Here is a 26,000-nt window from a genome sequence, read left to right on the forward strand (position 1 = left end):
CGCTACCTCCACCTTGGCAAGGTGGCGCTCTACCAGATGAGCTACGGCCGCATATCCATTGTGGCGCGCCGGGCGTTCCCGACGACGTCGATTATTATACCGCAGCTTTCGCCTCTTGTCAACTACAAATTTGCATTTTTTGAAAAAAGGGACGTTTCCGTCTCCCCACTGCGTACAAAGCTGCGCCGCCATTCAAGTTTGCCGTAACTGACGCGAAGAAAATTTAATTGCTTTCCTTTCTTAATATCGTTATAATTAAGATTGTCAAATCGTTGCTGAACTTTCGCGCCTGCCGCTTCGGGCTGCTGCACCGAGGAACAGGCGTGTTTTCATGCAGGGGAGAATATAGGAATAAGGAGCAAACGCAATGTACAAGATCACGGAAAAGGTGGCGCTGAACCCCACCGTTACAAAGATGGTCATTGAAGCCCCGCTCATTGCCAAAAAGGCAAAGCCCGGCCAGTTTATCATTGTGCGCCCGTTTGAAGACAGCGAGCGCATCCCCCTCACCGTCGCAGGCTATGACCGTGAGAAGGGTACTGTGGACATCATCTTCCAGATCGTCGGCGGCACCACCATGGAGCTGAACAGCCTCGAAGTGGGTCAGAGCGTCCACGACTTCGTCGGCCCGCTGGGCCGCGCTACCGAGGTGGAAGGCCTGAAGAAGGTCTGCGTCGTCGGCGGCGGCGTGGGCTGCGCCATTGCGCTGCCCATCGCCCGTGAACTCCACGAGCAGGGCTGCGTTGTCCACAGCGTGGTCGGCTTCCGCAGCAAGGACCTGCTCATCCTCGAGGACGAGTTCAAGGCCTGCAGCAACGAGCTGCGGATCATGACCGACGATGGCAGCTACGGCACCAAGGGCGTCGTCACCGCTGCCCTCGACGAGCTGGTGGCTGCCGGCAACCAGTACGACCTGGTCATCACCATCGGCCCGCTCATCATGATGAAGTTCGTGGTCAAGACCTGCCAGAAGCACGGCCTCAAGAGCACCGTCTCCATGAACCCCATCATGATCGACGGCACCGGCATGTGCGGCGGCTGCCGCCTGACCGTGGGCGGCGAGACCAAGTTCGCCTGCGTGGATGGCCCCGACTTCGACGGCGACCTCGTGGATTTCGACGAGGCAATGGCCCGCGGCACCATGTACCGCCCCTTTGAGGCCAAGGCCCGGGAAAAGGCCTGCAATCTGTTCAAGACTCAGGAGGGAATGTAAAATGGCTTTCAATATGGACCCCAAAAAGTGTCCCATGCCCACTCAGGACCCCAACGTCCGCAACAAGAATTTTGAGGAAGTGGCTCTGGGCTACACCGCCGAGATGGCCGTGAACGAGGCCAAGCGCTGCGTCCACTGCAAGAACAAGCCCTGCCAGACCGGCTGCCCCGTCGGCATCGACATCCCCGAGTTCATCGGCCATGTGGCTGAGGGTGACTTCGAAGCCGCCTATCAGGTCATCAATCGTTCCTCTTCCCTGCCCGCCGTCTGTGGCCGTGTCTGTCCGCAGGAGAGCCAGTGCGAGGGCAAGTGTACCCGCGGCATCAAGAACGAGCCCGTCGGCATTGGCCGTTTGGAGCGCTTCGTGGCCGACTGGCACCGTGAGAATGTCCACACTGCCCCCGTCGTGCCTGCGTCCAACGGCCACAAGGTCGCCATCATCGGTGCAGGTCCTGCCGGCCTGACCGCCGCAGGCGACCTCGCCAAGCTGGGCTATAAGGTCACGGTCTACGAGGCCCTGCACGTCGCAGGCGGCGTGCTGATGTACGGCATCCCCGAGTTCCGTCTGCCCAAGGCCATCGTCCAGCAGGAGATCGACGGCCTCAAGAAGATGGGCGTCGATTTCGAGTGCAACATGGTCATCGGCAAGGTGCTCACCATCGACGAGCTGATGGGCGAGTACGGTTATGAGGCCGTCTTCGTGGGTTCCGGTGCCGGCCTGCCCCGCTTCATGGGCATTCCGGGCGAGAGCCTGAAGGGCGTCTACTCCGCCAACGAGTTTCTCACCCGCTCCAACCTGATGAAGGCTTATCTGCCCACCAGCAAGACCCCCATCCGCACCGGCAAGAAGGTCGCCGTCGTCGGCGGCGGCAACGTGGCAATGGACGCTGCCCGCAGCGCTCTGCGTCTGGGCGCTGAGACGGTCTACATCGTCTACCGCCGCGGCATGGCTGAGCTGCCTGCCCGTAAGGAAGAGGTCGAGCACGCCGAGGAAGAGGGCATTATCTTCAAAACCCTCTGCAACCCCGTGGAGATCCTGCCCGATGAGGACGGCTTCGTCAAGGCCATCACCTGCATCGAGATGGAGCTGGGCGAACCGGATGCTTCCGGCCGCCGCCGCCCCATCGAGAAGAAGGGCAGCGAGTTCACGATGGACGTGGACACCGTCATCATGAGCCTGGGTACCAGCCCCAACCCCCTCATCCGCTCCACCACGCCGGGCCTCGAGACCAACAAGCACGGCTGCATCGTCACCGAGGGCGACGAGGGCAAGACCAGCCGCGAGGGCGTGTACGCCGGCGGTGACGCCGTCACCGGTGCCGCCACCGTCATCAAGGCCATGGGCGCAGGCAAGGCTGCCGCCAAGGCCATCGACGAGTACATCCAGAACAGGTAACCACCGATAGCAAAAGCAGGTCATCCCGCCGGGATGGCCTGCTTTTTGTTATCGGTAAAGATTTGCCGCCTCTGCGTTTTCCAGCGTCAGCAAGCGTATCTTCTTTTCGATGCCGCCCGCGTAGCCGGTCAGGCTGCCGTCGCTGCCCACCACCCGATGGCAGGGTACGATGATGGAAACAGGGTTATGCCCCACCGCGCCGCCCACAGCCTGCGCGGAGACGCGCTTTCCGCCGTTTATCTCCGCCAGCTGTTTTGCCAGTGCGCCGTAGGTCGTGGTCTGTCCGTAGGGGATCTGCAGCAGCAGTGCCCACACCGCCTGTCGGAAATCGGAGCCGATAAGATGGAGTTTCGGAGTAAAGTCCGGCTCCCGGCCTGAAAAATAGACGTCCAGCCAGCGGCAGGCGTCTCCCAGCACCGGTGTTGTCCCCTCTTCATGCTCTGGAGGAAGCTTCGCCGCAAAATACTTCTGTGCCTCGAACCATACTCCGGTCATCCCTTCTTCGTCTGCTGCCAGCAGTATCTTTCCCAGCGGCGAATCGTAATGCATCGTATAGGTCACGACGGTTCACCCTGCCTTCTTTCGTTTCGCGGGCGCGTGATCTTTCAGGCCTGGCACCGCGCCGCCTGCTGCCGCCCAGAGGTAGAGGCTGGCCACGCTGCAATAGGGACTGAACCGGCGGCGGTACTTTTCGAACAGTTTCCGGTCGATTTTTCGGTGGTGGTACACCATCCGCAGCCCACGCTGGATGGCAAGGTCGTCGTAGCTGAACACGTCGGGCCGCTGCATACAGAAGAGCAGTATCATCTCTGCCGTCCAGACACCGACGCCTTTCAGGCTGCTCAGCTCCCGGATGGCCTCATCGTCCGGCTTCTGCCGGATGCCCTCAAGGTCAAATTCTCCGTTTTCGATTTTCCGGGCAAAGTCCGTAATGTATTCAGCCTTTCGGAAGGTCATGCCGAAGCTCTGCAGCTTCTCCACCCCGGCTCCGAGGACGGCAGCGGCATCCACCACACCGAACTCGTCCCGCATCCGCTTCCAGATGGTCGCCTGCGCTTTCGTGGAGATCTGCTGGCCGACGATGTGGTGTACCACCGCCGAAAAGAGGTCGGTATCCACTTCCCTCTCGATGTGTCCCGCCTGTGCGATGACCGCCGCCATCCGCTCGTCTCTTGCGCCCAGATACGCCGTTTCCGCTTCGCCGTATTGGAAATACATCTGTCCCGCCTTCTTTCTATACAACCTTTCGTTTGCTCATCAGTTGTTGATTTGATTATAACAGAACGTACGAAGTTTTGCAATATAAAAGCGCCCTGCCAAAAGGCAGAGCGCTGAAAGTTTGTTGGTAAGCCTATTCTTGGACGTTCAGGATGCAGCTGTCTTTTATCGCAAGTCAAGAAATTAGCGCAACATTCAAACAGCATATTTGCGATATGCAATTCAACGTTGTTGCTGTTGCATTAAAAAGTTGAATTGCTATAAGTGACAGCCCTACTTTTTATCGGTACGGTGTACAAATCACTTACATTCCTTCTTCATGGCAGAATAGCCGATGAGAACAGTCCACACATAGGCGCAGGTCTTAGGGATCATCAGCATCCCGATCATGGGGATGGCATTGGCCCAAAGAACAACGGGAATGTAGAAACCGAAGCTCAGCACGATGGTCAGCCACATCCAACGGAAAGCTGAGTCGTTGTGCTCCTTGGCGCTGCGGTAGAACAGCACGATGATCAGCAGGCCCATCAGTGCAAAAGGAATATTACGGTAAATGCCCCAGGACAGCGGGGATCCATCGTTCAGCCACTGGTTCTGCGGCATCATGCACAGGATAACACGCACAGCAGCCAGACCGTAGACGGCGGCAGTCAGGCCATTGCTGCCCTTGACCCGGTAGCGCTCACGCCAGACATAGTACAGCAGCACATAAAAGACTGTCATTGTCACAGAGGTGATCCACTTACCCAGACCCAGGGGAACGGTAAAGTTTTCAAAACCCGTGGTGCATAGAGCCAGCGCACGGGGAATCAGATGGAACGAGTCGCCGGCGCCCAGAACGACAGCCATCAGACCGAACAGCTTGAACTGGTGGCTGCCCTTGCAGCCGCGGATCATCAGGATACCGATGGTGATGACGGATACCAGATATACCGCATCAAAAACAGTTTCTACGATTGCTTGCATAGTTGATTGCTCCTTGTTGATACATCAAATTTATTGTAACACTGCATTTTTTTGCAGGGTCGTCTTAGTTTTTACGGTCATCAGAGGCTTGCCTGGCATAGCTGCATCCAACGCGCAGGATGTTGAAGCTGGCAGTGCTCCACACAAGGCAGGCGAGCCGCAGCAGGATACTGCGATGAACCTTCCTATGAGCGTCCCCTTTGAGTGAACATCGTTCAATTTGGACGTTATAAAATTCCCACAGCAGTGTGGGAAGAAAATGCGGTCAATATAAGGTTCTGCGCACGATCTCCAGCACAGCGGCGGGGTCGTAGTCCTGCCGCAGCAAAGCAGACAGCATAAGCGAAAACAGCACATCGGCAAATTTTTCAACGGTGAATTGCTCATTAAAAGCGCCCGGACGGATTTTGGTATCCTGTTGCAGCACCGTACACAGACCGTTTAAGATATGGTGCCAGATTTGCTGCATGTGCCGTTTGCCATCGGCCTTGTCCTCCTGCATAAAGCCGAGAGAGTGCAGTGTGAAGAATCCGGGATACTGCTCATAGCCGTAGGCCATGCGCTCGTACATCCATTTGACACAGGTCTGCACGTCCTGAAATACGGCCTCGTCCTGCGGGCGGTGGAAAATTTCGCACCAGACGCTCTCGACCGTGGCGCTGATAAGCTCAGCCTTGGAGTCATAATAGTTGTAGATCGAGCCGACCGAGACCCCGCATGCCGAGGCGACAGAACGGATGCTGACTGCCGCCCAGCCCTTTTCCCGGATAAGCTCACGGCTGTTTTTTAAGATCTCTTCCTTGGAGGTCACGATCGTATTCATGTAGTCACCCTCAATATGAACAATGTTCATTTTTATTATACTGCCCCTTCCCACTTTGTCAAGAGGATTTCATAAAAGGTTTATATTTTTGTGGTCATCCCTTTCAGCCATGTTCACGGATGCTTTTCTTGTACACCAGCGCCTTGGGCATGAAAAGGTTTCGACCACACCTGGCACCTATGACCACCTATACCCAGACCGAACAAGCAACGTCGCGGGCCGGCTGGAAGCTCTGGCTTTCCCAGGGAAGAAGAAACCGTGATACTGGTTTGATTCTTCCTCGGGTGTTATTTTTTCTGTTGCTTTGGATGCGAAAAAGCCCCGCCTTCAAGCGAAAAATCTCGAAAGCAGGGCTGTTTTTTATACGTTATTCCGTTCTATTTTTGATGGATTCAAAAAGTCGGAAGGCAAATTTTTATTACTCGAGCTCGGTAAGTTCGGATTCTTACTAAACAAATTTGTTTAGTAATGCTATTCTTGAATGTTCGCTTTTCCATGAGATTGCTGTGCTAGATGTGGCTTGCTGATTTTTTAGTATCAGGATAGTATCACATAGCCAGCGGAAGTTCTGTGAGTATTATAACGTATTTACGTTTAAGATGCAACTGCTTTTTCAGCAGGGAGATCCTTATTATTTCTTTAAGGTACAATCTCTGCTTCTAGCTGATCATGCTGAGCTTCTGATTCCAGCCATTTAGCTAGCTGTCGGAGAATCTCTGCACTCTGTGGAAACCTCAATTCCAGTTCCCGTGCCTGTGCTTGATAACACTTTGCTTGTTCATAAAGGTTTCGACCATCCTGTACAATTCGTGCACCACGGGAATTAAACTTTCCATAAACTACCACTTTCGTCAATTTCTCATTCTGCTGTTTTTCCAAAAACTCTCGGATAAATTCATGCGGAAAAGCACCGTCTTTTCCATTACAGCTTTTTCCCATAATATAGCCTAAAATCTCTGGAAACTCCTCATATAAACATTCAGCCCAGCAGTCAAATGCCCGTTTGTCCTGATACGCCTCCTCGGGCAGATAATAGTCGTTTTCTACATCAAACAATCTTGAAGGATTCTCTTCCAAAAACATTTTCATTTTCTCCGGATGCCTAAAGAAGAGTCGCCGCAAACACAGAGGAAGTTTCTGCAGCAACTCCTTTTTATAGAGTAGTAGACAACACTTAGCCCATTCATCAGTATAATATTGCTCATCCACTCTGCGGACAATACCAGAAAGGTATCCCCTTTCCTCCGCATTGACTCCCTGTTCAGCAATTGCCTCAAATACTCTCCTAAATAAATCAAACAAGTGCTCAACCTGGCCACTATTGCCATACAGGTAAAGTAAGATTCCTCCCGGATGGTACTGCAGCAGTTTCTTGTATCTTCGCTCGTTGTAGGACCACCTCATATCCTGATTCGCCCAATACGTCTGTTCTCTCTCCCGCGTTGTCAGCCATGAGTCAATTTCTTCACGCTGCAACGTAGACAATAGCCGAAGTTTTTCATTTTCTGACATTTTTTCAAAGACAGCAGATGCTTCTTGAAAATCCCCTTGATCGAAAAAGCCAGCCAACAGCTGTTGTTTTTCTTGTTTTCGAATTGCTTCAGCTACCTTCGCAAATTCTTCACATGTAGTGTTTTTAGCAAGAAATACACCCCATGCGTGCTGATTCCTCATCGTTTCCAGTAACCGCAACACTGCGTCCATTCCAAATTCTATTTTCAGTGCTGCAAATTTCTCCGCTCGAATGCGTTCCCTTTCCTCTTCTTCCCTCTTCCAGTTCTTTTCTTCTTGATTGTCTAAAAGCTCTTCCATAGGCAAGCAGTGCCATTCCAGAAATATCCATCCGAATTTTCCCACCGGATCACTGGATTCCGTGCAGCGTATCCATGTTTTCAGAACTTCTATCCATTCTGTCCAACCATATTCTTTACTATCACAAAGCTCAGTTCTTAACCAATACTGCATCGGTTGTAATTCTGTTGATGAGAATTGCGCTGCATCAAACTGCTCTGCCATCTCCAGTAGAACATCCTGTCCCAGCCGACGATACTCTTTCAACAGGTTTTCTATTTGCTCAAGCCATTTCTTCTGTAGTGCTGTACGATAAACAGCTCGTGTGATTTCATCGTAAGCTTCAAACAATTCTTGTTCTGGGATTAATTGAGCGGGTCGTTCCTTCTTTCCTCGGCGATGTCCTCGAATCAGTGAGGTTTTACAGAGTAGTTCAATGCCGAACTCCACTCCAAAATCTGGCTTTTGCTGAATTATCTGAATTGTCAGAACCTTTTTTTCTTCAAGAGTCAGCGCCGTATGAGAGCTCCATAAGCAAAGTGCATCTAACAGATGCTGTTTCGACTCTTTACCATTCTGTTTTCCTTGCAATGCCAGCCGACACAGTATTTGACAAGCCGAAAGACATGTATTCTCCCGTTCTATTAAAGTATCTAGCGTCCAGAGGACTTCATTTCGTCCATCCAGCTGTTCTTTCTTCAAAAATTCAAGTACAGCTTCCGGTGCTGCTTCAGCAAGGATTCGAAGTTCCTTTATCAGGCTCTCTTTACAATCATCTTTATGAAAAAAGGAAAGAATTTCCCTCACCTGAGCATCAATCATATTTTGATCTGACCCAGTCTCCGCAAAACAAATGTAATTTTTAAGCAACCGTTGAAGAACACCATACCTTCTATGATTTTGTGCTGCATCTGTGCAGGAGAGTGCCGCACGGATTTCCTGATGCATCCGCTGCCCCATGGCACTTTCTATGTCTATGTTCAGTGCCAGCCACGCTTCTTCATCATTGACGATTTGATACCACGCCCCAGCTTTTTTGATTGGGCTGTCATCTATCCGCAATAGTTCCTCATATTTTCGTTCCACTACAGGATATGGTGTTTCAGCCAATCGTGCAACCAGCTGTTTCTCTTTCTCGTCTAAAATATTGTAGTGTCGTAGAAGTACAAGCGGTTGCAACAAATCAATATCTGCCGCACTCATCCATTCAGGCTGTAGATCAGCTTCATTTCCCGGAATTTTTCGGATGAGTGCTGGAAGATTTCCATGCGTATAACTATAAAGTTCGTCAGCATTTGCGCTGTCGACACCCATCTCCTGCAACGCCTGAAGATACTGCGTTTTCCATCGTGGAAGCAATCGAATTGCATCCTTTTTCGCAGTGCCTTTTCCCTCGCAGAGAATTGTTCGGTTACGCCCTGATACCTGCCCGTTATACGGAAACTTCAACAGGAAATATGCGTTTTCGCATAAGTCATCCAGCTGATGATATGTCGTTTCACTACAAATAACAGTCACCTGTTCGGCCAATGCCGAATCTTGTATCAGCGCAGCCAAGCAGAATCCATATGCTTCGATTCGGGATTCTGCCGCCACACGGCATATCTTTTCATTCACCTTTTTGCGGAAAGCCTCCAGCTGCTCTTCCCTACCGATTTGGAACATTGCCTGATTAAGCGGAGGGTTTGTCCTTTGTACAAACTGCTCCCATGCATGCGCAACAGAATCTATTTCCACCGCTTCATTTTCCAGATAGTTTTGTATTAGCCATGCACAAACCGCCGGTTCCGAGTTAAGCCAATCGCACAAAACAGATGCGTCATATACATAGACTGCTTTCCATTCATCTCGGTGTTCCGCCTCCCACTCTGTAAGTGATATATTGTATGCCCATACTTTAGGCACTACGAGATAGAAAGTAGTATCTGATTTTTTCACTCCAAGCGGACAGGTCGTGCGTTTTCCATAATCGCTGTTGATTTTTTCCAAGGAATCCGCATTGGTTCCAAATTCCCACACGCTTGTTCCCTGTGCCACATAAGGCGTTTTTGTTCCGTTATCCACGATTCCATCATATCCCGGCGCCCAAATATCATCTTCCTCTGGTGCACGAATATATGAATAATCCGGGCAACTGCTTCGGATCAACCGCTTGATAATTTCTGGCAGCAGTCCTTCCGACTTTTTCTTTTGTTCGCCCATCAATCGTTCGAGCATTTTACTTGTGAACAATTTCATAGACATCCCTCCACAAGCAACTTTGTTTTAATTTCAGGGTAATATTCTCCCTGGAGCGTAAGAAGTTATTTTTCTGCTCACGAACACACGATATTAAACATTATTTGTTGTCTTCCTCTGCCATCGAGCTTCCGCCAATCCCAAAGAACTTATCAAAGAAGCTCTTCAACTTATCGATCACGCCTTGCTTCTTCTGCGCACGGCCACCGCCGCCAAAGCGGGAAACAGGCGGCATCAGCTTGTCAATATCAGTGCCCACGGTCTTGATCTCACCGTCACGGAACGCATTGGCCAGATATTTGCGCGTTTCCGGCTCCTTCAGCTTTTCCTCTTGGATGATCTTTGCAAGCTCTTTCTCCCGCTGTTCGGACACAAAGGCGTTCCACTCTGCCATCACGTCATCCACATCGTTGACCCCTGCAATAAAGGTTTCAATCAGTTGCTTTTTGCTGCGCAGTTCCGGGCTGGCATCAATCGCCTTGCGAATCGTGATGAGCACCTCTTTGTCATCGCAATGGGTGTCATGGTACTTTTTGACCAGCATCAGGATGTAGTCAATGTTGATCTCGACCTGCCGAATCAGCTCCACCTCAAACACCACGTCATCGGTGATGTCCTCTTTCGTTTCATCACGCTTCTTGTTTCGCCATTCATCCCGCAAATCCTGATAGCGGCCCAAATAGTCCTGTAAATCCCGTTCCGAGATCATCTCGTTGCCCTTGAAATCATCAAAGGAGGACAGCAGGTTCCGCATCCGCAGCAGTGCGCCAAACAGCACGATAAAGTCTTTCTGGTTCTGCTCCCCGATGATTTGCGGCTCTGTCAGTGGGAACTTCTGCGTCAGGTCATCGATCATGTCCGTATAGCCCTGATGGTATTTTCCCTGCTCATCCATATAACCGTGGTAGTAGTCCGCATATTTGCGCAGCAGAACGATGCCGCCCGCATTTTTATCTCCAAACAGCGAAATTGCCGCATCCACCCGCTTTTGCAGATTGCGGAAGCAGACGATATTGCCAAAGGTCTTGATGCTGTTCAAGATACGGTTCGTCCGGCTGAACGCCTGAATCAGACCGTGCATCTTCAGGTTTTTGTCCACCCAAAGGGTGTTCAGGGTCGTGGCATCGAAGCCCGTCAGGAACATATTGACCACGATCAACAGGTCAAGTTCTTTATTCTTCATGCGGAGTGATACATCTTTGTAGTAATTCTGGAACCGTTCACCATCCGTCGAGTAGTTCGTATGGAACATCTCGTTGTAGTCCTGAATGGCGGCATCCAGAAAATCCCGGCTGCTCTGGTCAAGGTTGGAGGTATCTTCCGGGTTTTCCTCGTCCAGAATGCCATCCGTTTCCGCTTCATTGGCTCCATAGCTGTAAATGGTAGCAATGCGCAGCCGCTTGGTTGGATCTGCCGCCATCTGTTTTTTGAACTCCTGATAATACAGCTTTGCCATCGGCACAGAAGCCACGCAGAAAATCGAATTAAAACCGCTGACGCGCTGTTTTTGCTTGATTTCCTCCACCGCACCACGCTGGGCAGAGGCCACCTCTGCCACATTCGTCAGCAGATTAAACTCATACGATTTGTCTCCCCGATAGGTTTTCTGGTCGAAGTGGTCGAGGATGTACTTTGTCACCAGAGAAATACGCTTGGGTGCCATGAACGCCTTTTCCCGGTCAATGTCCCAAACCTGCTTGTCGTCCATGTCCGGCTCTGCGTCCATCGTTTTGATGTAATCCACACGGAACGGCAGCACATTCTTGTCGTTGATGGCATCCACGATGGTGTAGGTATGCAGTGGTAGAACCTTTTCGCCTTTTTCATTTGGTTCACCGCCAAACAACTGAGGCGTTGTCCTCATACCGGGTTTTCCGCTCGTACCTGCATTTGCTGCGTAAATCGGTGTTCCGGTAAAACCGAACAGGTAGTACTTTTTGAAGTTGTGAACGATAGCACCGTGCATATCACCGAACTGGCTGCGGTGGCACTCGTCAAAGATGATCACAACATGCTTCTGGTAGACCTCATGCCCCGGATTCTTCTTGATGAAGGTCGCCAGCTTCTGGATGGTGGTAATGATGATATGTGCTTCCGGGTTTTCCAACTGGCGTTTCAGAATCGTGGTGCTGGTGTTGGAGTTTGCCGCTCCTTTCTCGAAGCGGTCATACTCCTTCATCGTCTGATAGTCCAAGTCCTTGCGGTCTACCACAAACAACACCTTGTCGATGTAGGGCAGCTGCGATGCCAGCCGTGCCGTTTTGAAGGAGGTCAGCGTCTTGCCGGAGCCAGTGGTGTGCCAGATGTAGCCGCCGCCCTCGATGGTGCCATACTTTTTGTAGTTGTTGGCGATCTCGATGCGGTTCAATATCCTCTCGGTTGCCGTGATCTGATATGGGCGCATCACCATCAGCATCTTTTCTGAGGTAAAGATGCAGTACCGGGTCAGCACACTCAGGATCGTGTGCTTTGCAAAGAATGTCCGGGTAAAGTCGATCAGATCCGTCAGCACACGGTTATTCGCATCGGCCCAGTAGGAGGTAAATTCAAAGCTATTGCTGGTCTTTTCCTTTTTCGTCTTGCCGTGTTTGGCATCCTTGATAGCATTGTAGCGGGTGCTGTTGGAGTAGTACTTGGTATTTGTGCCGTTGGAGATTACGAAAATCTGCGTATACTCGTACAAACCGCAGCCCGCCCAGAACGAATCCCGATGATAGCGGTTGATCTGGTTGAACGCCTCCCGGATGGCTACCCCGCGCCGCTTTAGCTCCACATGAACCAGTGGAAAGCCGTTGACCAGAATCGTCACATCATAGCGGTTATCATGCCGTGCGCCGTCTGCTTGTTTTACCTCATACTGGTTGATGACCTGCAGACGGTTGTTATGGATGTTCTTTTTGTCGATCAGCGTGATATTTTTGGAGCTGCCATCATCCCGGTGCAATACCTGCACATTATCTTCCTGAATCTTCCGGGTCTTTTCGGGAATATGCTCGTTGGGGTTGGCAATTACATCACTGAAAAACTGCCGCCACTCCGTATCGGAAAACTGGTAGTGGTTCAGCTCTTCCAACTGGCTGCGGAGGTTAGCAATCAGTTCATCCTCGGTATGCAGCGGCAGATAGGTGTAGCCCTGCTCGCACAACAGCCGGATAAACTCTTTTTCCAGTTCCGCCTCGCTCTGGTAGCTGTCAGAGCGCACCTTGGAGGGTTCATAGGTGGCAACAACGGTATCTTCATTGGTAGCCGCAACGATATTGAAAAAGGACATTTCAAATTCCTCCTGCAATTTATCCTTCCGCTATATGCCACAATTCACAATATAGCGAACTCCTATAAACTGGTATCATTTCAACAAATTCAAGTTTATCTCCTGTCCATTTGGTTATTACAAAGTTTTCTTTTTCGTAGATGAATGAAACATAGGTATCATACTCTGGCAACCTGTCCATTCGATATTGAAAAAGATACTTAAAATCCGCATTCAATCCATCAATTGCAAGTTTTCTTCCCTGTTCAAAATTGTCATTTGAATCAAAATTGAAATTATATGGAAAGAACAGCATTATATTTTTCTTTGTCTCAAATATCTTTATAATTTGAGATACATCCTTTTCCAATACATCTTCTTTCTCTTTCTTCTCTCGAATTTCTATCATTTTATTCCAAATTAGGCTCCGAAACACTGCATGCGGAATACTGTAAGTAATCGGTTTATACCCCGGAACACCTTCGTGCTTTTCTGGCAGTCCAAAGCCTATCACACTGGGCATGAATTCTTGGATTGATGGTGAGAGGATTTTAGCCGCTTGCAGCCTTGATTGAGATGCGAAAAGCTTAAAATCAAGCTTGTATTCATCTGAAGCGCAGTCGTATTCTCCGTGTGCTTCTGACTCCGGCTTCTTATATAGCTTTCCATTGGATTTTTTCAGGAAGCAGCTTGAACAATTCACAAAATCCCGCAAGTAATCTTCATACGAATATGGCTCCATCACACCACCTATAAAGTTGTCAATCACTCTAGCTGCTCCAAGAAAATCCACTCTCATTTCAGAATATTCCAATCAATTCAACTCCTTAAAACTCAACAGCCTATCCCGATAGTACTCATACTGCTTTTGCCTTGCCTCAATCTCCGCGGGCAGGCCGCTGGTCAAATCATTGCAGATTGCATCAAAGCGATCAAGGATAGAAACAACGCACTTCTGTTCCTCAATAGACGGTACTGCAATCACAGCCTTTGCAATATTGTCATTGTACAATCTCGGAATTGTTCCACCCTCAGATGCTTTCCACGGTTTCAGTTCATAGCAGTAGCGAAGATAGCTATTCAAAACAATACTTTCATCGTTATCAATCCAAACGATGTTAGAATCTTGGAAGTATGCAGGCTTCCCATCATAAACAACTGTTCTGCCAATCGTTCCCGCCGCAGAAATCAGCACATCGCCTTTTTTCGGAAAATTATACTTCGACCGATATTCGTTAAATGTTTCCTGCGAAATATAGGCATCTGCTTCTTTTCCAAAGGTTCCAATTTTATAGAACGGAACACCGCTCACCGTATTTGTCTGGCTCTTCAAAATACGCTTACACATACAGATAGAGCCAATATCACCTAAAGAGATTCTCACATAGCCAAACACATACTGCATGAGCTTAATCAGTGCTCTGCTCTGCTCTGCTCTGCTCTGCTCTGCTCTGCTCTGCTCTGCTCTGCTCGCTCTGCTCTGCTCTGCTCTGCTCTGCTCTGCTCTGCTCTGCTCTGCTCTGCTCTGCTCAAAATTGTGTTACCAGTTTCTGCAAATGTCAAGAGTTTATCACGGTAATACTCGTACTGCTTCTGCCGGGCTTCAATTTCAGCAGGTAAGCCAATATTGAGGTCGGAGCAAATCTTTTCAAAGTTGTCCAGCACATTTACAATACGGCTTTGGATATCAAGTGGCGGGATTGTCATTCGATATTGTGCAATCGTGTTTCCAGTCAAGGACGCTCGTGTTGTAAAAGCACAGTGTTTCGTCACATATTGTCTAAAGTCCGATGTGCTAAAGCAATAAGCACAGTATTCGGGCAAAAGCTCTTTGGTTTTCGGCGTTGCCTTTATTGTAAAGCCATTAAAGACGCAATCATCCATATCATCAAGCATTACAGACGACCATCCAATATCTTCCGCCGTTTCGGATGTTCTTGTAAAAAGGACATCCCCTCTTGATACTTTTAACCGTTCCTTTTCATCTTCAGTACACTCAACCAGTGCCGTTATATCCTTTTTTCTAAGCGTCCGATGATTGTAAACATCTGTGTAACGAATAAATGGGGTCCCCTTTCCAAAAAACTCTTTGCCCTTGCTAAGGCCGTTCCTGAAATCAAACATTTCCCCAAGTGTTCTTTGGCAGAAGTTAATCGTCCCCTCCTTGAGGACATCAAAAGTCAATAGCTTATCCCGATAGAACTCATACTGCCTTTGGCGAGCTGTAAACTCCGCTGTAAGTTTCGCTGCAAGTTCCGCTGTAAGATTTGTAAAATTGTCTAAAATACTGACAATTTCACGCTGAATTTCAAGCGGCGGAAGCGCAATTTTCAGTGACCGGAAATCCCTACCCGTAAGTTTAGGGATATTTCCATGAATTAATGAAGTAACATCAATTGTTTGAATATAAAAATAGAGGTACCGAAGCATTGTCCCCGACTTTTCTTCTATAACATGTGCGTGATTATTAACCCAAATTTTTCCTTCTGCCCATGTCACAACAGGTGTGCCAGATTTTGTTATTACACTACCATCTTCTCCAACTAAGACAAACTTTCCATTAAAAATATAATCAGAAACGTAATCCTGTACTCCATTAGCTCCATAATAGGGATATTCTCCCTTTTCGCGAGAGTTTTTTGTTACAGGCTTACGTTTTTTATCAAGAATATTACAGCACTCTTCCAATGGAAATGTTTCCACACCATCCGGGCAAAGTTCCCGAATCAGTTCATCCAGTTTACTCATCTTTTTTCACCAGCCTCAACTATCTTCCTTGCTTTTTCTCCCAATCCATCAAGTTTTCTTCCGCCAGCTATATCAATTCCTGCGCATTCGTCATGTTCTGTATCAAACACTAGTATTTCACATAGCGTAACGAAATAGATATATCTATATTTCTTTACTCCTACATTGATAGAGTTTACTGCCTGTATGAGCTTTGGAATCATCCAACTATCAATAACTTCTTCCGAGTAAACATACAAATCATATCCTTCTAATTCCGCATAATTGCCACTATTTAGTTTTCTTATTTTTTCTTCATATGCTTCAAGAAATCTTTTACAAGGAGTGTCTTTTATATTTACATCATTGAAATCGCCATCATACATATAGGATTCAGATGGATGTGCCATCCCATACTTCGTGTAGCGATATCCCATTTTTTTCAATCTCTTGCGTCTACGCTCTTGGGATTGTTCGTTCACATACGGCATCATAGCCGCTAAGTTTAATGCCTCTCGCTCTTCTTTTGGAATTACAGAGGTCACTTCTATACCAATATTATGTTTCAAATCTCTCAAATCTGGCTTATCGCTTAATTGTAGATTTTCATATTTGTTCGGAAAGAATTTTTCCAAAATCAGCTTAGCGTAACATTCATCATACGACAATTTCGTATGTGGGGGTAGCGGCTCGTTTTCTCTGATTTTTGCCACAGCTTTTCTCCTCCGCCTAGGTCACTCTGTACTAATAGTTTCCTCCAAATACCTGTCAAAATCGCTCTGGTACAGGCGATCCTGCACCACACGGTACTTTTCAAACTCCGTTTCGGCGTGCATCTTTGCAAGCTGCGCCGAGATTTTGCCTGCATCCTTCAGCACTTCCAAATCATCTGCCTGCAAATAGATGTCCAGCCGCTTAGCCCAGTCCTCCATGGTCATGGGAATATGACGGCGGGCACGGTTTTCCGCCAAATCGAGGTAAGCCGAAACGATCAGCTCCATGGACTTCATTTCCTCTTCGGTCAGGTAGTTTTTCGCCACCGAAACATCGCTCTTTTTGATTTTGCCGTTGGGAGCGTCCTTCCATGTGTGGAGCCCCATGTGCGGCTTTTCAGCATCGGCACGCTCATAGATCAGTTCTGCCGCTGTATGGCGATGCACGGCATAGTGCATCTTGTTCTGTACCTTCGCAAAAAACTCTTTTGTGGTCAGTGCATTGCGGTCATAATCCAGCGAAGTAGCGTAAATGTCAGTGAGTTTCTGGTAGAAGTTGCGCTCCGAAATGCGAATCTCCCGGATACGCTCCAACTGCTCTTCAAAGTATTTTTTGGTCAGGACAGTGCCGCCGTTTTTCAGGCGTTCCTCGTCCATTGCCCATCCCTTGATGGTGTACTGCTCCACGATCTGGTTCGCCCAGACACGGAACCGCACCGCCCGCTGGTTGTTCACCTTGAAGCCGACCGCAATAATCGCCTGTAAATTATAGTGATTCGTATTGTACTTTTTTCCGTCCGTGGCAGTTATTAAGTATTTCTTAATAACTGCTTCTTCCTGCAATTCCCCATCCTCAAAAATCTTTTTCAGATGCTGGTTTATCGCCGCGACAGATACATCGTAAAGGGTCGCCATCATCTTTTGCGTCAGCCAGATGTTTTCATCCTCGTAGCGCATCTCAATGCTGTCTTTGTCCTCGCCCGTAGAGGCAACAAAGGTCAGGTATTCCGCCGCAGAAGAACGTGTCAATGCAGAATCTTTCTTTTCGTTTTCCATCTCAGCCCTCGATTTCTGCCACGATCTGGTCAATGGCGGACCGCAGTTCGTTTTCTCGTGCTACGATTTGCGCAATTTCAGCGTTCAGCTTTACAATGTCGATCTTCTCACGGGTGTCCTTAGCCTCCACATAAGTAGAAACCGACAGGTTATAGTCATTTTCCTGCACCTCGGAATACTCCACCAGATGGGAGATGTGTGCTTCTTCTGCCCGCTGTGCAAAGGTGTCCACGATTTTGTTAATGTTCTCTGGGGTGAGTTTGTTGTTGTTCGTCACCTTGACGCACTCGGAAGAAGCATCAATGAACAGTACCTTATTGTCCGTTTTACCCTTTTTCAGCACCATAATGCAGGTGGCAATACTGGTACCAAAGAACAGGTTGCTCGGCAACTGGATGATGCAGTCAATAAAGTTGTTGTCCACCAGATACTTGCGGATTTTCTGCTCTGCGCCGCCACGGTACATAATACCGGGAAAACAGACGATTGCAGCCGTACCGTTGGAAGCCAGCCATGCCAGCGAGTGCATGATAAACGCCAAGTCCGCTTTGCTCTTCGGAGCCAGCACACCAGCCGGAGCAAAGCGAGGGTCATTGATGAGCAGCGGATTCTCGTCACCGGCCCACTTGATGGAGTACGGCGGATTCGATACGATCAGCTCAAAAGGTTCATCATCCCAGTGCTGCGGATTGGTCAGCGTGTCCTCACAGGCAATGTCGAATTTGTCAAATTCAATGTCGTGCAGGAACATATTGATGCGGCACAGGTTGTACGTTGTGATGTTGATTTCCTGCCCAAAGAAGCCGTTGCGCACGGCATCCCGTCCCAGCACCTTTTCTGCCTTCAGCAGCAGCGAACCGGAACCGCAGGCAGGGTCATAGACCTTGTTGATTTCCTTCTTGCCTACCGTACCCAGCCGGGTCAGCAGCTCCGAAACATCGGCAGGCGTAAAGAACTCGCCACCGGACTTGCCCGCATTGCTGGCGTACATGGTCATCAGGTATTCATAGGCATCGCCAAAGGCATCAATGTCATGCTCTTTCACATCGCCAAGGTTCATATCTGCCACGCCGTTCAGCAGTTTCACGAGCTTCTCATTGCGCTTGGCAACAGTCGCACCCAGCTTATTGCTGTTGACATCGTAATCATCAAACAGCCCTGCAAACTGCCCCTCGGAGGAGCTGCCCTTTGCGGATTCTTCAATATGTCGGAACACTGTTTCCAGAGTTTCATTGAGGTTTTCATCGTTGGCTGCTTTTGCCCGCACATTGCAGAACAACTCACTGGGCAGGATGAAGAACCCTTTTTCCTGTACCAGCCCTTCCCGTGCCTGCTCTGCCTCTGCATCAGACATATCTTCATAGCGGAAATCCGGGTTGCCTGCATCAACTTCGCCCTGATTGATATAGCTGGCAATGTTCTCCGAAATATAACGGTAGAACATCGTACCGAGAACGTAGCTTTTGAAATCCCATCCGTCCACTGCGCCGCGCAAATCATCCGCAATCGCCCAGATTGCACGGTGCAGTTCTTCGCGTTCCTGCTCTTTTTTGGTGTCTACCATTTTTATTTCCTCCATCAAATGCGGATTTCCGCATTGTTTTCTTTCATTTTAACATAGTAAATGTACCACTATTGGTACACCATGGTGTTTTTCCCAAAAAGGATATACTTTCCCTTTATACTATCCTAGTAAAGCGTACCACAGCTTTTCCGTGATTGCAAGCCGATAAAAATTTCTATTGCTTTTTTCGGGGTCGAATTATCACTTATATGTACAGACCCCCGCCAACTCCGCTGGCGGGGGTCTGCTATGCTTACAGTTCTACGCGGTTCTGCCTGTTCCTCTTCTGGCTTCTATCCGCGGTCTGCTCCCGCTCCCTCATAAGCCCAATGACCTGCTGCATCTTTTCGGCACCGAAATAGTTCCATACTCGCCCGAAATCACGTTTCATCGCATAGAGCTGCTCATTTTCTGCCTTCACCTCTTTCAGCCGCTGGCTTAGATGATGGGTAGCTTTCTTCTCGTCCTGATAGAAGTGCAGATACTTATCCCGCTCATCCTTGACCTCCCAGTACTTCCGATGGAGGGCAAAAAGTACCTTCACCAACTTCTGGATCAGCGGCATGGCCTTCTTCTCCCGATAGCTCTTGGCGGTCTCAAACGTGGCTGCTTCTGGCACCCATTCTTCTGGCCGCTGGGAATACTGTGCTGACAGGCTTTCCAGCCCATCCATAATGGGAGCCAGCTTGTTCAGTTCCTTGCTCTGCTTCTGGTAGGTCAGCTCTGCTTTCTGTACCCGCTGTTCAGCGGCTTCTACGGCTGTCTGCGCTGTTTCCAGCTGTTCCTGCATCTCGGTCAGGTCGGTCTGGCACTCCTGCTTGGCAGCTTCCAGAGCCGCTACCTCTTTACTACGCTCCTGCTTTTTGAAGTCCAGCACAGACAGGTGCTCTTCGTGGGTGCCTTTCTGTTCCCACTCGATGCCGTGCCGCTCCATCACGGCGGCAAGCTGCTCTTTCTCGGCGTTGATCCACTGGTTCAGCTCGGATTCCCGTTTAGAACCGCCTGCAAAGCCCAAGGCTTTCAGCGCCTGCTTCAGGGACACCTTGGTGTCCAGTCCTTTGCCCTTCCAGCCGGACACATACGGCACGAAGTCGATGTGTAGATGGGGCGTAGCTTCGTCCATGTGGAGGAAAGCCCCGAACACCCGCAGTGTCGGGTTCCGCTCTTGGAAGCCCTGCATATACTCGTCCAGCAGTTCCTTTGCCAGTGCGCCATTCTCGGTCAGGACACCCATATCATCTTTGTTGCCGATCTGGACGATCAGCTCATGGAAAAGCTTTTCCTGCTTGCCTGTCCACAGGTGCTCATAGTAGTCGGTGATACAGCGGTCCTTGCGCTTCTGCTTGGCATTGTAACGCTTCACTGCCTCGTCAAACAGTTCGTGGTACACCTTCTGAATCGGCTCATCACGGTACACGACATTCAGACTGCTGCGCTTCGGGTCTACGTTTTCAGCGGTGAAACTTCTCCGGTTATGGTTGAGGGAGCCGGGACCCCGCATTGCGGAAATGGTTCTTTTCAATCGCACGTCCTTTCTCTGTGGAAGTAACTGGTGCCGGACACGGCAAAGGCTTTGTTACTTTCGTCGAAAGTAACGCAAAAGCACTTTTGACAGACGTTCCGTCCATCAAAAGATGCCTTTGCGCCCTGCCGGGGGCTTCCGTCTGCGGACTGGGTTTCGCTGCATCTCGCCGCTGCCCGGTCCAACACCACCTTCCTGCGTGATTGCATTCACAGGAGCGTGACACGCTCCTGTACTTTGCCAATAGAGGGACTCACCAGCGGAAGCTTTCTGGCACGCCTCGTCTGTCCAGATACTCCTGCCGAGCCTGCTCCCGCTGTTCCTCGGTGGGTGCTGTCTTGTACTGGGCATACAGCTCATGCCGCAGCATCGCATCCAATTTTTGCTCCAGACCCTGCTCAATGACCTCTTCGTACTCATTTTCGCCGCTCAAATGATAATGCAGCAAGGCGACGAAAAGTTCCTGCGAAATCTGCACATTTTTCATCATTATCACCATCCCGTGTCGGTTGTGTCGATTGTGACGGTATTTTACATAGTAGCAAAAATACCGTCACAACCGTCACGAATCGTCACGCCCCAGAATTTTCCAACGTTAATTTGACCACTCTGCCCTCATGGGTTCGCTTGCTTTCGTACCGAATTCCATAATCGTTGTAGAGCCTGTCGGCACTCACGTTCAGCTTCCGGGTCAAGATGTTTGCCTGTATGCTCACACCAGACAGACGTTCCAGCAGCTCCGTGGGCGTACCGCTCCACTCTGGCTGTTCCGGGCTGAGCATCTTTGCCACCGCTTCCAGAAGCGGGTCGGGCGGCAGCTTCCAAAGTTCCGTTTCGGCTCCTTGGAACTCCCACACGCAGCGTTCCCGGTCAAACTCCAATGTCAGCTCCTGATCCGGCTGGTCACGCCCCACGATGTCCAGTAGTGCGGTGTTGTCCGTGCGCCGCTTCTTCTGCATGATGAATGCGCCATCCGCCGCACCCAACAGACCGTTGGTGCCGGAGATCATATCAAAGCTGTCCTCGGCTTCCATCTTCCGGGTGTGATGAACCACCAGCAGGCAGATGCCGTACCTGTCGCTGAAAGTTTTCAGTTTGGTCACGATCTCGTAGAGCTGTATCGGTCCCCGCCGATCTCCCGCACCTTCTGCAGGGTGTCGATGATGATGAGCCGTACATCCGGGTACTCCCGGATGAATCCTTCCAATTGCTGGTCAAGTCCCTCGCTCACGGACTTGGCCTGCGTTGCGAAGTAGAGGTTGCTGGTTTCCTCCACCCCGAACATCCGGGAGAGCCGCCGCTGCAGCCGGGCGTAATCATCCTCCAACGCCAGATAGAGGACGGTACCTTGATGCACCTCGTACTCCCACAGCGGAAGCCCCATCGCCACATAGTAGGCGAGCTGCCCCATGAAGAAGGACTTGCCCACCTTGGGCGCACCTACGAAGAGGTAGGTGCCACTGTACAGCAAGTCGTTCACGATGGGTTTCCGAGGTGGATACACTGTGTCGTACAGCTCGGTCATTGATACCGTGTTCAGCCCGAAATTGTTTGACTTTTTCGCGGCTTGCAGATTGATTTGCTTGTCAGAATTTGTTATAATATTGGTGGTAATTTTATCAGACGACTGTACCGCATCTGCGCCAACAGATGCACCCGGTACGGTCGTTTTTCTATTGTCCGTCATTCGCATTCCTCCTTAAGTCCGTTCAACGTCAGAGCCACCATTTGCAGGGTCTCCAGCAAGTCCGGCGGAACTTCTTCATCCACGGCCAGCCGCTGCAATTCCTGATAGATCAGCTTCATCTGGTCTCGCAGGGCTTTGTAGACCCTTGGGTTGCCTACTACGGTGATCTCCCGGTCGGTCAAGCGGCGGATGATATACTCCTGTTTGGTCAGGCCGGAGAGCTTTACTTTGGCTTCCAGAACCTCGTTCTCTTCCGGGGACATTCGGAAGGCCACCACCTTGTTCCGCCAGCGGCCTTGCCTGTCAAGCACTCGTTCCATCTTCATCCCTCCTTTCGTTCCATGTCCAGCTTCTGCGCCATCTCCTGCTGCTTCGAGGGGAAGAGGTGGGCGTACTTATAGGTGATGTCCACGCTCTCATGCCCTACCCGGTCTGCGATTGCCAGAGCCGAGAAGCCCATTTCGATCAGCAGCGACACATGGGAGTGCCGCAGGTCGTGGATTCGGATCCGCTTCACCCCGGCTTCCTTGGCTCCCCTGTCCATCTCGTGGTGCAGGTAGCTCTTGGTCACCTCAAAGATCCGCTGGTCTGGCTGGACTTTGTAGAGGGATTTCAGATAGTCTCTGATCTCGTCCGTCAGAAACTGCGGCATCTGGATGACCCGGACGCTCTTGGGTGTTTTCGGGTCAGTGATCACATCCCGGCCTTTCAGCCTTTGATAGGATTTGGTGATGGAGAGCAGCCCCTTGTCCAAGTCGAAATCTGCCGGAGTCAGAGCCAGCAACTCGCCCTCCCGGATGCCACACCAGTAGAGGACCTCAAAAGCGTAATAGGATTGCGGCTTGTCCATCATGATCTCTGCGAATTTGAGGTACTCCTCCTTCGTCCAAAAGAGCATTTCCTTGTGCTTTTCTGACCCCATGCACCCGGCTGTGGCTGCTGCGTTTGATTTCAGCCCGTAGAACCGGACGGCGTGATTCAGAATGGCACTGAGTTGTCCATGCAGCGTCTTGAGGTAGGTCGGCGAGTAGGCCTTGCCGTTTTTGTCCCGGTAGTTCAGCATCTCGTTCTGCCATGCGATCACATCCCGCGGCTTGATCTCTCTGAGCCGCTTTTCCTTGAAATACGGTAAGATTTTCGTTCGGATAATATGCTCTTTAGTAAACCATGTGTTTTCCCGGAGTCGCTTCTTTTTGTCAGTGATATAAATTTCCACAAAGGCTTCAAATGTCATGGTCAGGTCTGCCGCCTGTTGAAGAAGGAACTCCCGCTCCCACGCCAGAGCATCCTTCTTGGTGGCAAACCCCCGTTTCAGCTTCTTCTGCTTCACACCTTGCCAGTTTTCGAAGTAGAAGGTCTTGGCGGTTTGGGTCAGTTTGGCGGTCATTCAATTTTACTAAGCATTTTTGCTTATCTTTTTGTGCTTTCATTATACTAAACACATTCCGTTAAGTCAAGAGACTTTCAGGTAAAATCTTAAACTTTTTTGTTTATTTTCTATTGCATCTCCTGTTTTTCTGTGCTATACTGGGTTCAACAAATATGTTTAAGTCAGGAGGCAATCGCATGGCAGTCGGTGACCGCATCAAACGTGCCCGCAACCTCCGAGGTATGACCCAGAAAGAACTGGGCATTGCCATCGGGTTTGAGGAGAAGAGCGCAGACATCCGCATCGCACAATACGAAAGCAACACCCGTACGCCCAAGGAAGAGTTGCTCCGCAAGATTGCGGAGGTATTGGATGTGAACTATCGGTCTCTCTATGAGCCGACCCTGTACGCCGCAGAGGATGTGATGTACACTCTGTTCGAGCTGGACGAGCACTATCCCGGCACCCGGCTCTACGAGGTCACAGACACCACCGACCCAGATTTCCCTGAAAAGCACATGGCAGTCAGCTTCCGCTATCGCCTGCTGGACGATTTTCTGAAGGAGTGGCAGCTCCGCAAGAAACAGCTCCGGGAGGGTGAGATCACCAAGGAAGAGTATCTGGAATGGAAGCTCAACTGGCCTCAGACTGCCGACGGTTGCGGCCGGTACGAGCCGAAGAAAAAGTGGCGTAAAGAATAAAAGACACAAAAATGCCCTCTGAAAAACTTACCGTTTCTCAGAGGGCATTCTCATGTCTCTCTTTATGAATAATCGCCTGATAGTATCAAAGCAGTATCACAGAGCCTTTTGACTCTCAAAATATTGCATTGCATCAATTCTTTTCAGGGTTTGCAGATTACTCCAATTCGATTGTGGCCGGCGGCTTACCGGTGCAGTCGTAGAACACGCGGTTGACGTGCTTGACCTCATTGACGATGCGGCTGGTGACAGTACCCAGCACGTCCCAGGGCATATTGTAGCTCTCGGCAGTCATGAAGTCAGTGGTGGTGACAGCGCGCAGGGCCACGGCATAGTCGTAGGTGCGCTCGTCGCCCATAACGCCGACGCTGTGCATATTGGTCAGAGCCGCATAATACTGGCTGATCTCCTTATCAAGGCCGGCCTTGGCGATCTCCTCACGCCAGATGGCGTCGGCGTCCTGCACGATAGCGACCTTCTCGGGGGTCACTTCGCCGATGATGCGGATGCCCAGACCGGGGCCGGGGAAGGGCTGGCGGCTGACCAGATACTCGGGCAGACCCAGCTCACGGCCAGCCTGACGGACCTCGTCCTTGAACAGGTTGCGCAGCGGCTCGACCAGCTCCTTGAAGTCCACGGTGTCAGGCAGGCCGCCGACGTTGTGGTGACTCTTGATGACGGTGGATTCACCGCCCAGACCGCTCTCGACGACATCGGGGTAAATGGTACCCTGTGCGAGGAAATCGACCTTGCCGATCTGCTTTGCCTGTTCCTCAAAAACGCGGATGAACTCCTCGCCGATGATCTTGCGCTTGCGCTCCGGCTCGGTGACACCGGCCAGCTTTGCAAAGTAGCGGTCACGGGCGTCCACACAGATGAAGTTGATGTCAAAGCCGTTGGCGTTGCCGGGGCCGAAGACAGAGCAGACCTCTTCCTTCTCGTTCTTGCGCAGCAGGCCGTGGTCAACAAAGACGCAGGTCAGCTGCTTGCCGATGGCCTTGGCCAGCATGGCAGCCAGCACGGAGGAATCGACGCCGCCGGACAGGGCGCAGAGCACCTTGCCGCTGCCGATGCGCTTTCGCAGGGCCTCGACGTTGTTCTCCACGAAGGAGTCCATCTTCCAGTCGCCGGTGCAGCCGCAAACATTGTACACGAAGTTGTGCAGCATCTTCTTACCCTCAGCGGTGTGGAGGACCTCGGGGTGGAACTGGACGGCGTACAGCCCCTTTTCCTCGTTCTCAGCTGCGGCCACCGGGCAGTTGACGGTGTGGGCAGTGATTTTGAAGCCGGGCGCAGCCTGCTCGATATAGTCGTTGTGGCTCATCCAGCAGACGGTGGAGGGCTGCACGTCGGTGAACATCTTGCTGCTGTTGTCCACGAAGACCTCGGTCTTGCCGTACTCGCGCTCGGGGGCGCGGCAGACGCGGCCGCCCAGCAGGTGCATCATGAGCTGGCTGCCGTAGCAGATGCCCAGCACAGGCACGCCCCAGCTGAATATCTCGGGGTCGACGGTGGGCGAATCCTCCAGATAGACGCTGTTGGGGCCGCCGGTGAAGATGATGCCCTTGGGGTTCTTCGCCTTGATGACGGACAGGTCCGTCTTATAGGAATAGATCTCACAGTAGACATTATTCTCGCGGACGCGGCGCGCGATGAGCTGATTGTACTGGCCGCCAAAGTCCAGCACGATCACGGTTTCATGCTGCATGATGTTCTCCTCTCTATATATCACTGGTGTGCTTCTTATAGCTAAGATTTAGTATAGC

General features: G+C 50.5%; 21 protein-coding genes and 1 pseudogene. 4 read left to right on the forward strand and 18 right to left on the reverse strand.

Annotation, left to right across the window (positions count from 1 at the left end; all coding sequences use genetic code 11):
* From J3349_RS12130 to gltA, 3 genes are all read left to right on the forward strand, one after another.
* A partial coding sequence (locus tag J3349_RS12130; protein WP_207677592.1) for a hypothetical protein occupies window positions 1-207 on the forward strand: 207 nt, incomplete at its 5' end.
* Window positions 208-367: 160 nt separating this feature from the next.
* A complete protein-coding gene (locus tag J3349_RS12135) occupies window positions 368-1,213 on the forward strand; it encodes a sulfide/dihydroorotate dehydrogenase-like FAD/NAD-binding protein (protein ID WP_207677593.1) in 846 nt (281 codons plus the stop codon).
* Between the two features lies 1 nt (window position 1,214).
* A complete protein-coding gene (gene gltA / locus J3349_RS12140) occupies window positions 1,215-2,609 on the forward strand; it encodes an NADPH-dependent glutamate synthase (RefSeq protein WP_207677594.1) in 1,395 nt (464 codons plus the stop codon).
* A gap of 48 nt (window positions 2,610-2,657) precedes the next feature.
* Here gltA and J3349_RS12145 read toward each other — a convergent pair whose 3' ends face one another.
* The 17 genes and pseudogenes from J3349_RS12145 to J3349_RS12225 all read right to left on the reverse strand — a co-directional run bounded on the left by J3349_RS12145 (window position 2,658) and on the right by J3349_RS12225 (window position 23,551).
* Window positions 2,658-3,170 carry a methylated-DNA--[protein]-cysteine S-methyltransferase gene (locus J3349_RS12145; RefSeq protein ID WP_207677595.1) on the reverse strand — a complete coding sequence of 171 codons (513 nt, stop codon included), beginning with the start codon at window positions 3,168-3,170 and terminating at the stop codon, window positions 2,658-2,660.
* A 6-nt stretch (window positions 3,171-3,176) separates the two neighbouring features.
* Window positions 3,177-3,827: a DNA-3-methyladenine glycosylase 2 family protein gene (locus J3349_RS12150; RefSeq protein WP_207677596.1), complete on the reverse strand. Its 651-nt coding sequence runs from the start codon at window positions 3,825-3,827 to the stop codon at window positions 3,177-3,179.
* 300 nt (window positions 3,828-4,127) lie between these two features.
* Complete coding sequence (locus tag J3349_RS12155; protein WP_207677597.1) at window positions 4,128-4,793, reverse strand: hypothetical protein; 666 nt, start codon at window positions 4,791-4,793, stop codon at window positions 4,128-4,130.
* Window positions 4,794-5,058: 265 nt separating this feature from the next.
* Window positions 5,059-5,616: a TetR/AcrR family transcriptional regulator gene (locus J3349_RS12160; protein ID WP_207677632.1), complete on the reverse strand. Its 558-nt coding sequence runs from the start codon at window positions 5,614-5,616 to the stop codon at window positions 5,059-5,061.
* A gap of 639 nt (window positions 5,617-6,255) precedes the next feature.
* The gene (locus tag J3349_RS12165) at window positions 6,256-9,645 is read right to left on the reverse strand and encodes a hypothetical protein (protein ID WP_207677598.1); all 3,390 of its coding nucleotides are present in this window, start codon (window positions 9,643-9,645) and stop codon (window positions 6,256-6,258) included.
* A 100-nt stretch (window positions 9,646-9,745) separates the two neighbouring features.
* A complete protein-coding gene (locus tag J3349_RS12170) occupies window positions 9,746-12,916 on the reverse strand; it encodes a type I restriction endonuclease subunit R (protein WP_207677599.1) in 3,171 nt (1,056 codons plus the stop codon).
* A gap of 19 nt (window positions 12,917-12,935) precedes the next feature.
* Entirely contained in the window at window positions 12,936-13,709 is a 774-nt protein-coding gene (locus tag J3349_RS12175) for a hypothetical protein (RefSeq protein WP_207677600.1), read from the reverse strand.
* The gene (locus J3349_RS12180) at window positions 13,710-14,300 is read right to left on the reverse strand and encodes a restriction endonuclease subunit S (protein WP_207677601.1); all 591 of its coding nucleotides are present in this window, start codon (window positions 14,298-14,300) and stop codon (window positions 13,710-13,712) included. It abuts the gene before it with no gap.
* A gap of 8 nt (window positions 14,301-14,308) precedes the next feature.
* Window positions 14,309-15,643 carry a restriction endonuclease subunit S gene (locus tag J3349_RS12185; protein ID WP_207677602.1) on the reverse strand — a complete coding sequence of 445 codons (1,335 nt, stop codon included), beginning with the start codon at window positions 15,641-15,643 and terminating at the stop codon, window positions 14,309-14,311.
* The gene (locus J3349_RS12190; RefSeq protein ID WP_207677603.1) at window positions 15,640-16,335 is read right to left on the reverse strand and encodes a hypothetical protein; all 696 of its coding nucleotides are present in this window, start codon (window positions 16,333-16,335) and stop codon (window positions 15,640-15,642) included. The genes J3349_RS12185 and J3349_RS12190 overlap by 4 nt, the downstream gene beginning before the upstream one ends.
* 21 nt (window positions 16,336-16,356) lie before the next feature.
* Window positions 16,357-17,391 (reverse strand): virulence RhuM family protein, encoded by a 1,035-nt coding sequence (locus tag J3349_RS12195; protein ID WP_207677604.1) that lies wholly within the window; start codon window positions 17,389-17,391, stop codon window positions 16,357-16,359.
* 1 nt (window position 17,392) lies between these two features.
* Complete coding sequence (locus J3349_RS12200; protein ID WP_207677605.1) at window positions 17,393-18,955, reverse strand: type I restriction-modification system subunit M; 1,563 nt, start codon at window positions 18,953-18,955, stop codon at window positions 17,393-17,395.
* Window positions 18,956-19,208: 253 nt separating this feature from the next.
* Window positions 19,209-20,477 carry a plasmid recombination protein gene (locus J3349_RS12205; protein ID WP_347565013.1) on the reverse strand — a complete coding sequence of 423 codons (1,269 nt, stop codon included), beginning with the start codon at window positions 20,475-20,477 and terminating at the stop codon, window positions 19,209-19,211.
* 253 nt (window positions 20,478-20,730) lie between these two features.
* The gene (locus J3349_RS12210; RefSeq protein WP_097778380.1) at window positions 20,731-20,964 is read right to left on the reverse strand and encodes a complexin-2; all 234 of its coding nucleotides are present in this window, start codon (window positions 20,962-20,964) and stop codon (window positions 20,731-20,733) included.
* Between the two features lie 85 nt (window positions 20,965-21,049).
* Window positions 21,050-22,164 (reverse strand): annotated as a pseudogene (locus J3349_RS12215) (AAA family ATPase).
* Window positions 22,161-22,490, reverse strand: a complete 330-nt coding sequence (locus tag J3349_RS12220; protein WP_207677606.1) for a hypothetical protein — start codon at window positions 22,488-22,490, stop codon at window positions 22,161-22,163. Before J3349_RS12220 ends, J3349_RS12215 begins: the two are co-directional and overlap by 4 nt.
* Window positions 22,487-23,551: a site-specific integrase gene (locus J3349_RS12225; protein WP_207677607.1), complete on the reverse strand. Its 1,065-nt coding sequence runs from the start codon at window positions 23,549-23,551 to the stop codon at window positions 22,487-22,489. The genes J3349_RS12220 and J3349_RS12225 overlap by 4 nt, the downstream gene beginning before the upstream one ends.
* Before the next feature lie 179 nt (window positions 23,552-23,730).
* Here J3349_RS12225 and J3349_RS12230 point away from each other — a divergent pair, with 179 nt between their 5' ends.
* Window positions 23,731-24,234 (forward strand): helix-turn-helix transcriptional regulator, encoded by a 504-nt coding sequence (locus J3349_RS12230; protein WP_097770294.1) that lies wholly within the window; start codon window positions 23,731-23,733, stop codon window positions 24,232-24,234.
* Between the two features lie 157 nt (window positions 24,235-24,391).
* On the opposite strand, the gene guaA is transcribed toward J3349_RS12230, so the two are convergent.
* Complete coding sequence (gene guaA, locus J3349_RS12235) at window positions 24,392-25,942, reverse strand: glutamine-hydrolyzing GMP synthase (RefSeq protein WP_207677608.1); 1,551 nt, start codon at window positions 25,940-25,942, stop codon at window positions 24,392-24,394.
* Window positions 25,943-26,000 lie beyond the last annotated feature (58 nt).

Source organism: Faecalibacterium sp. Marseille-P9590 (assembly GCF_017377665.1).
Lineage (GTDB): Bacteria > Bacillota > Clostridia > Oscillospirales > Ruminococcaceae > Faecalibacterium.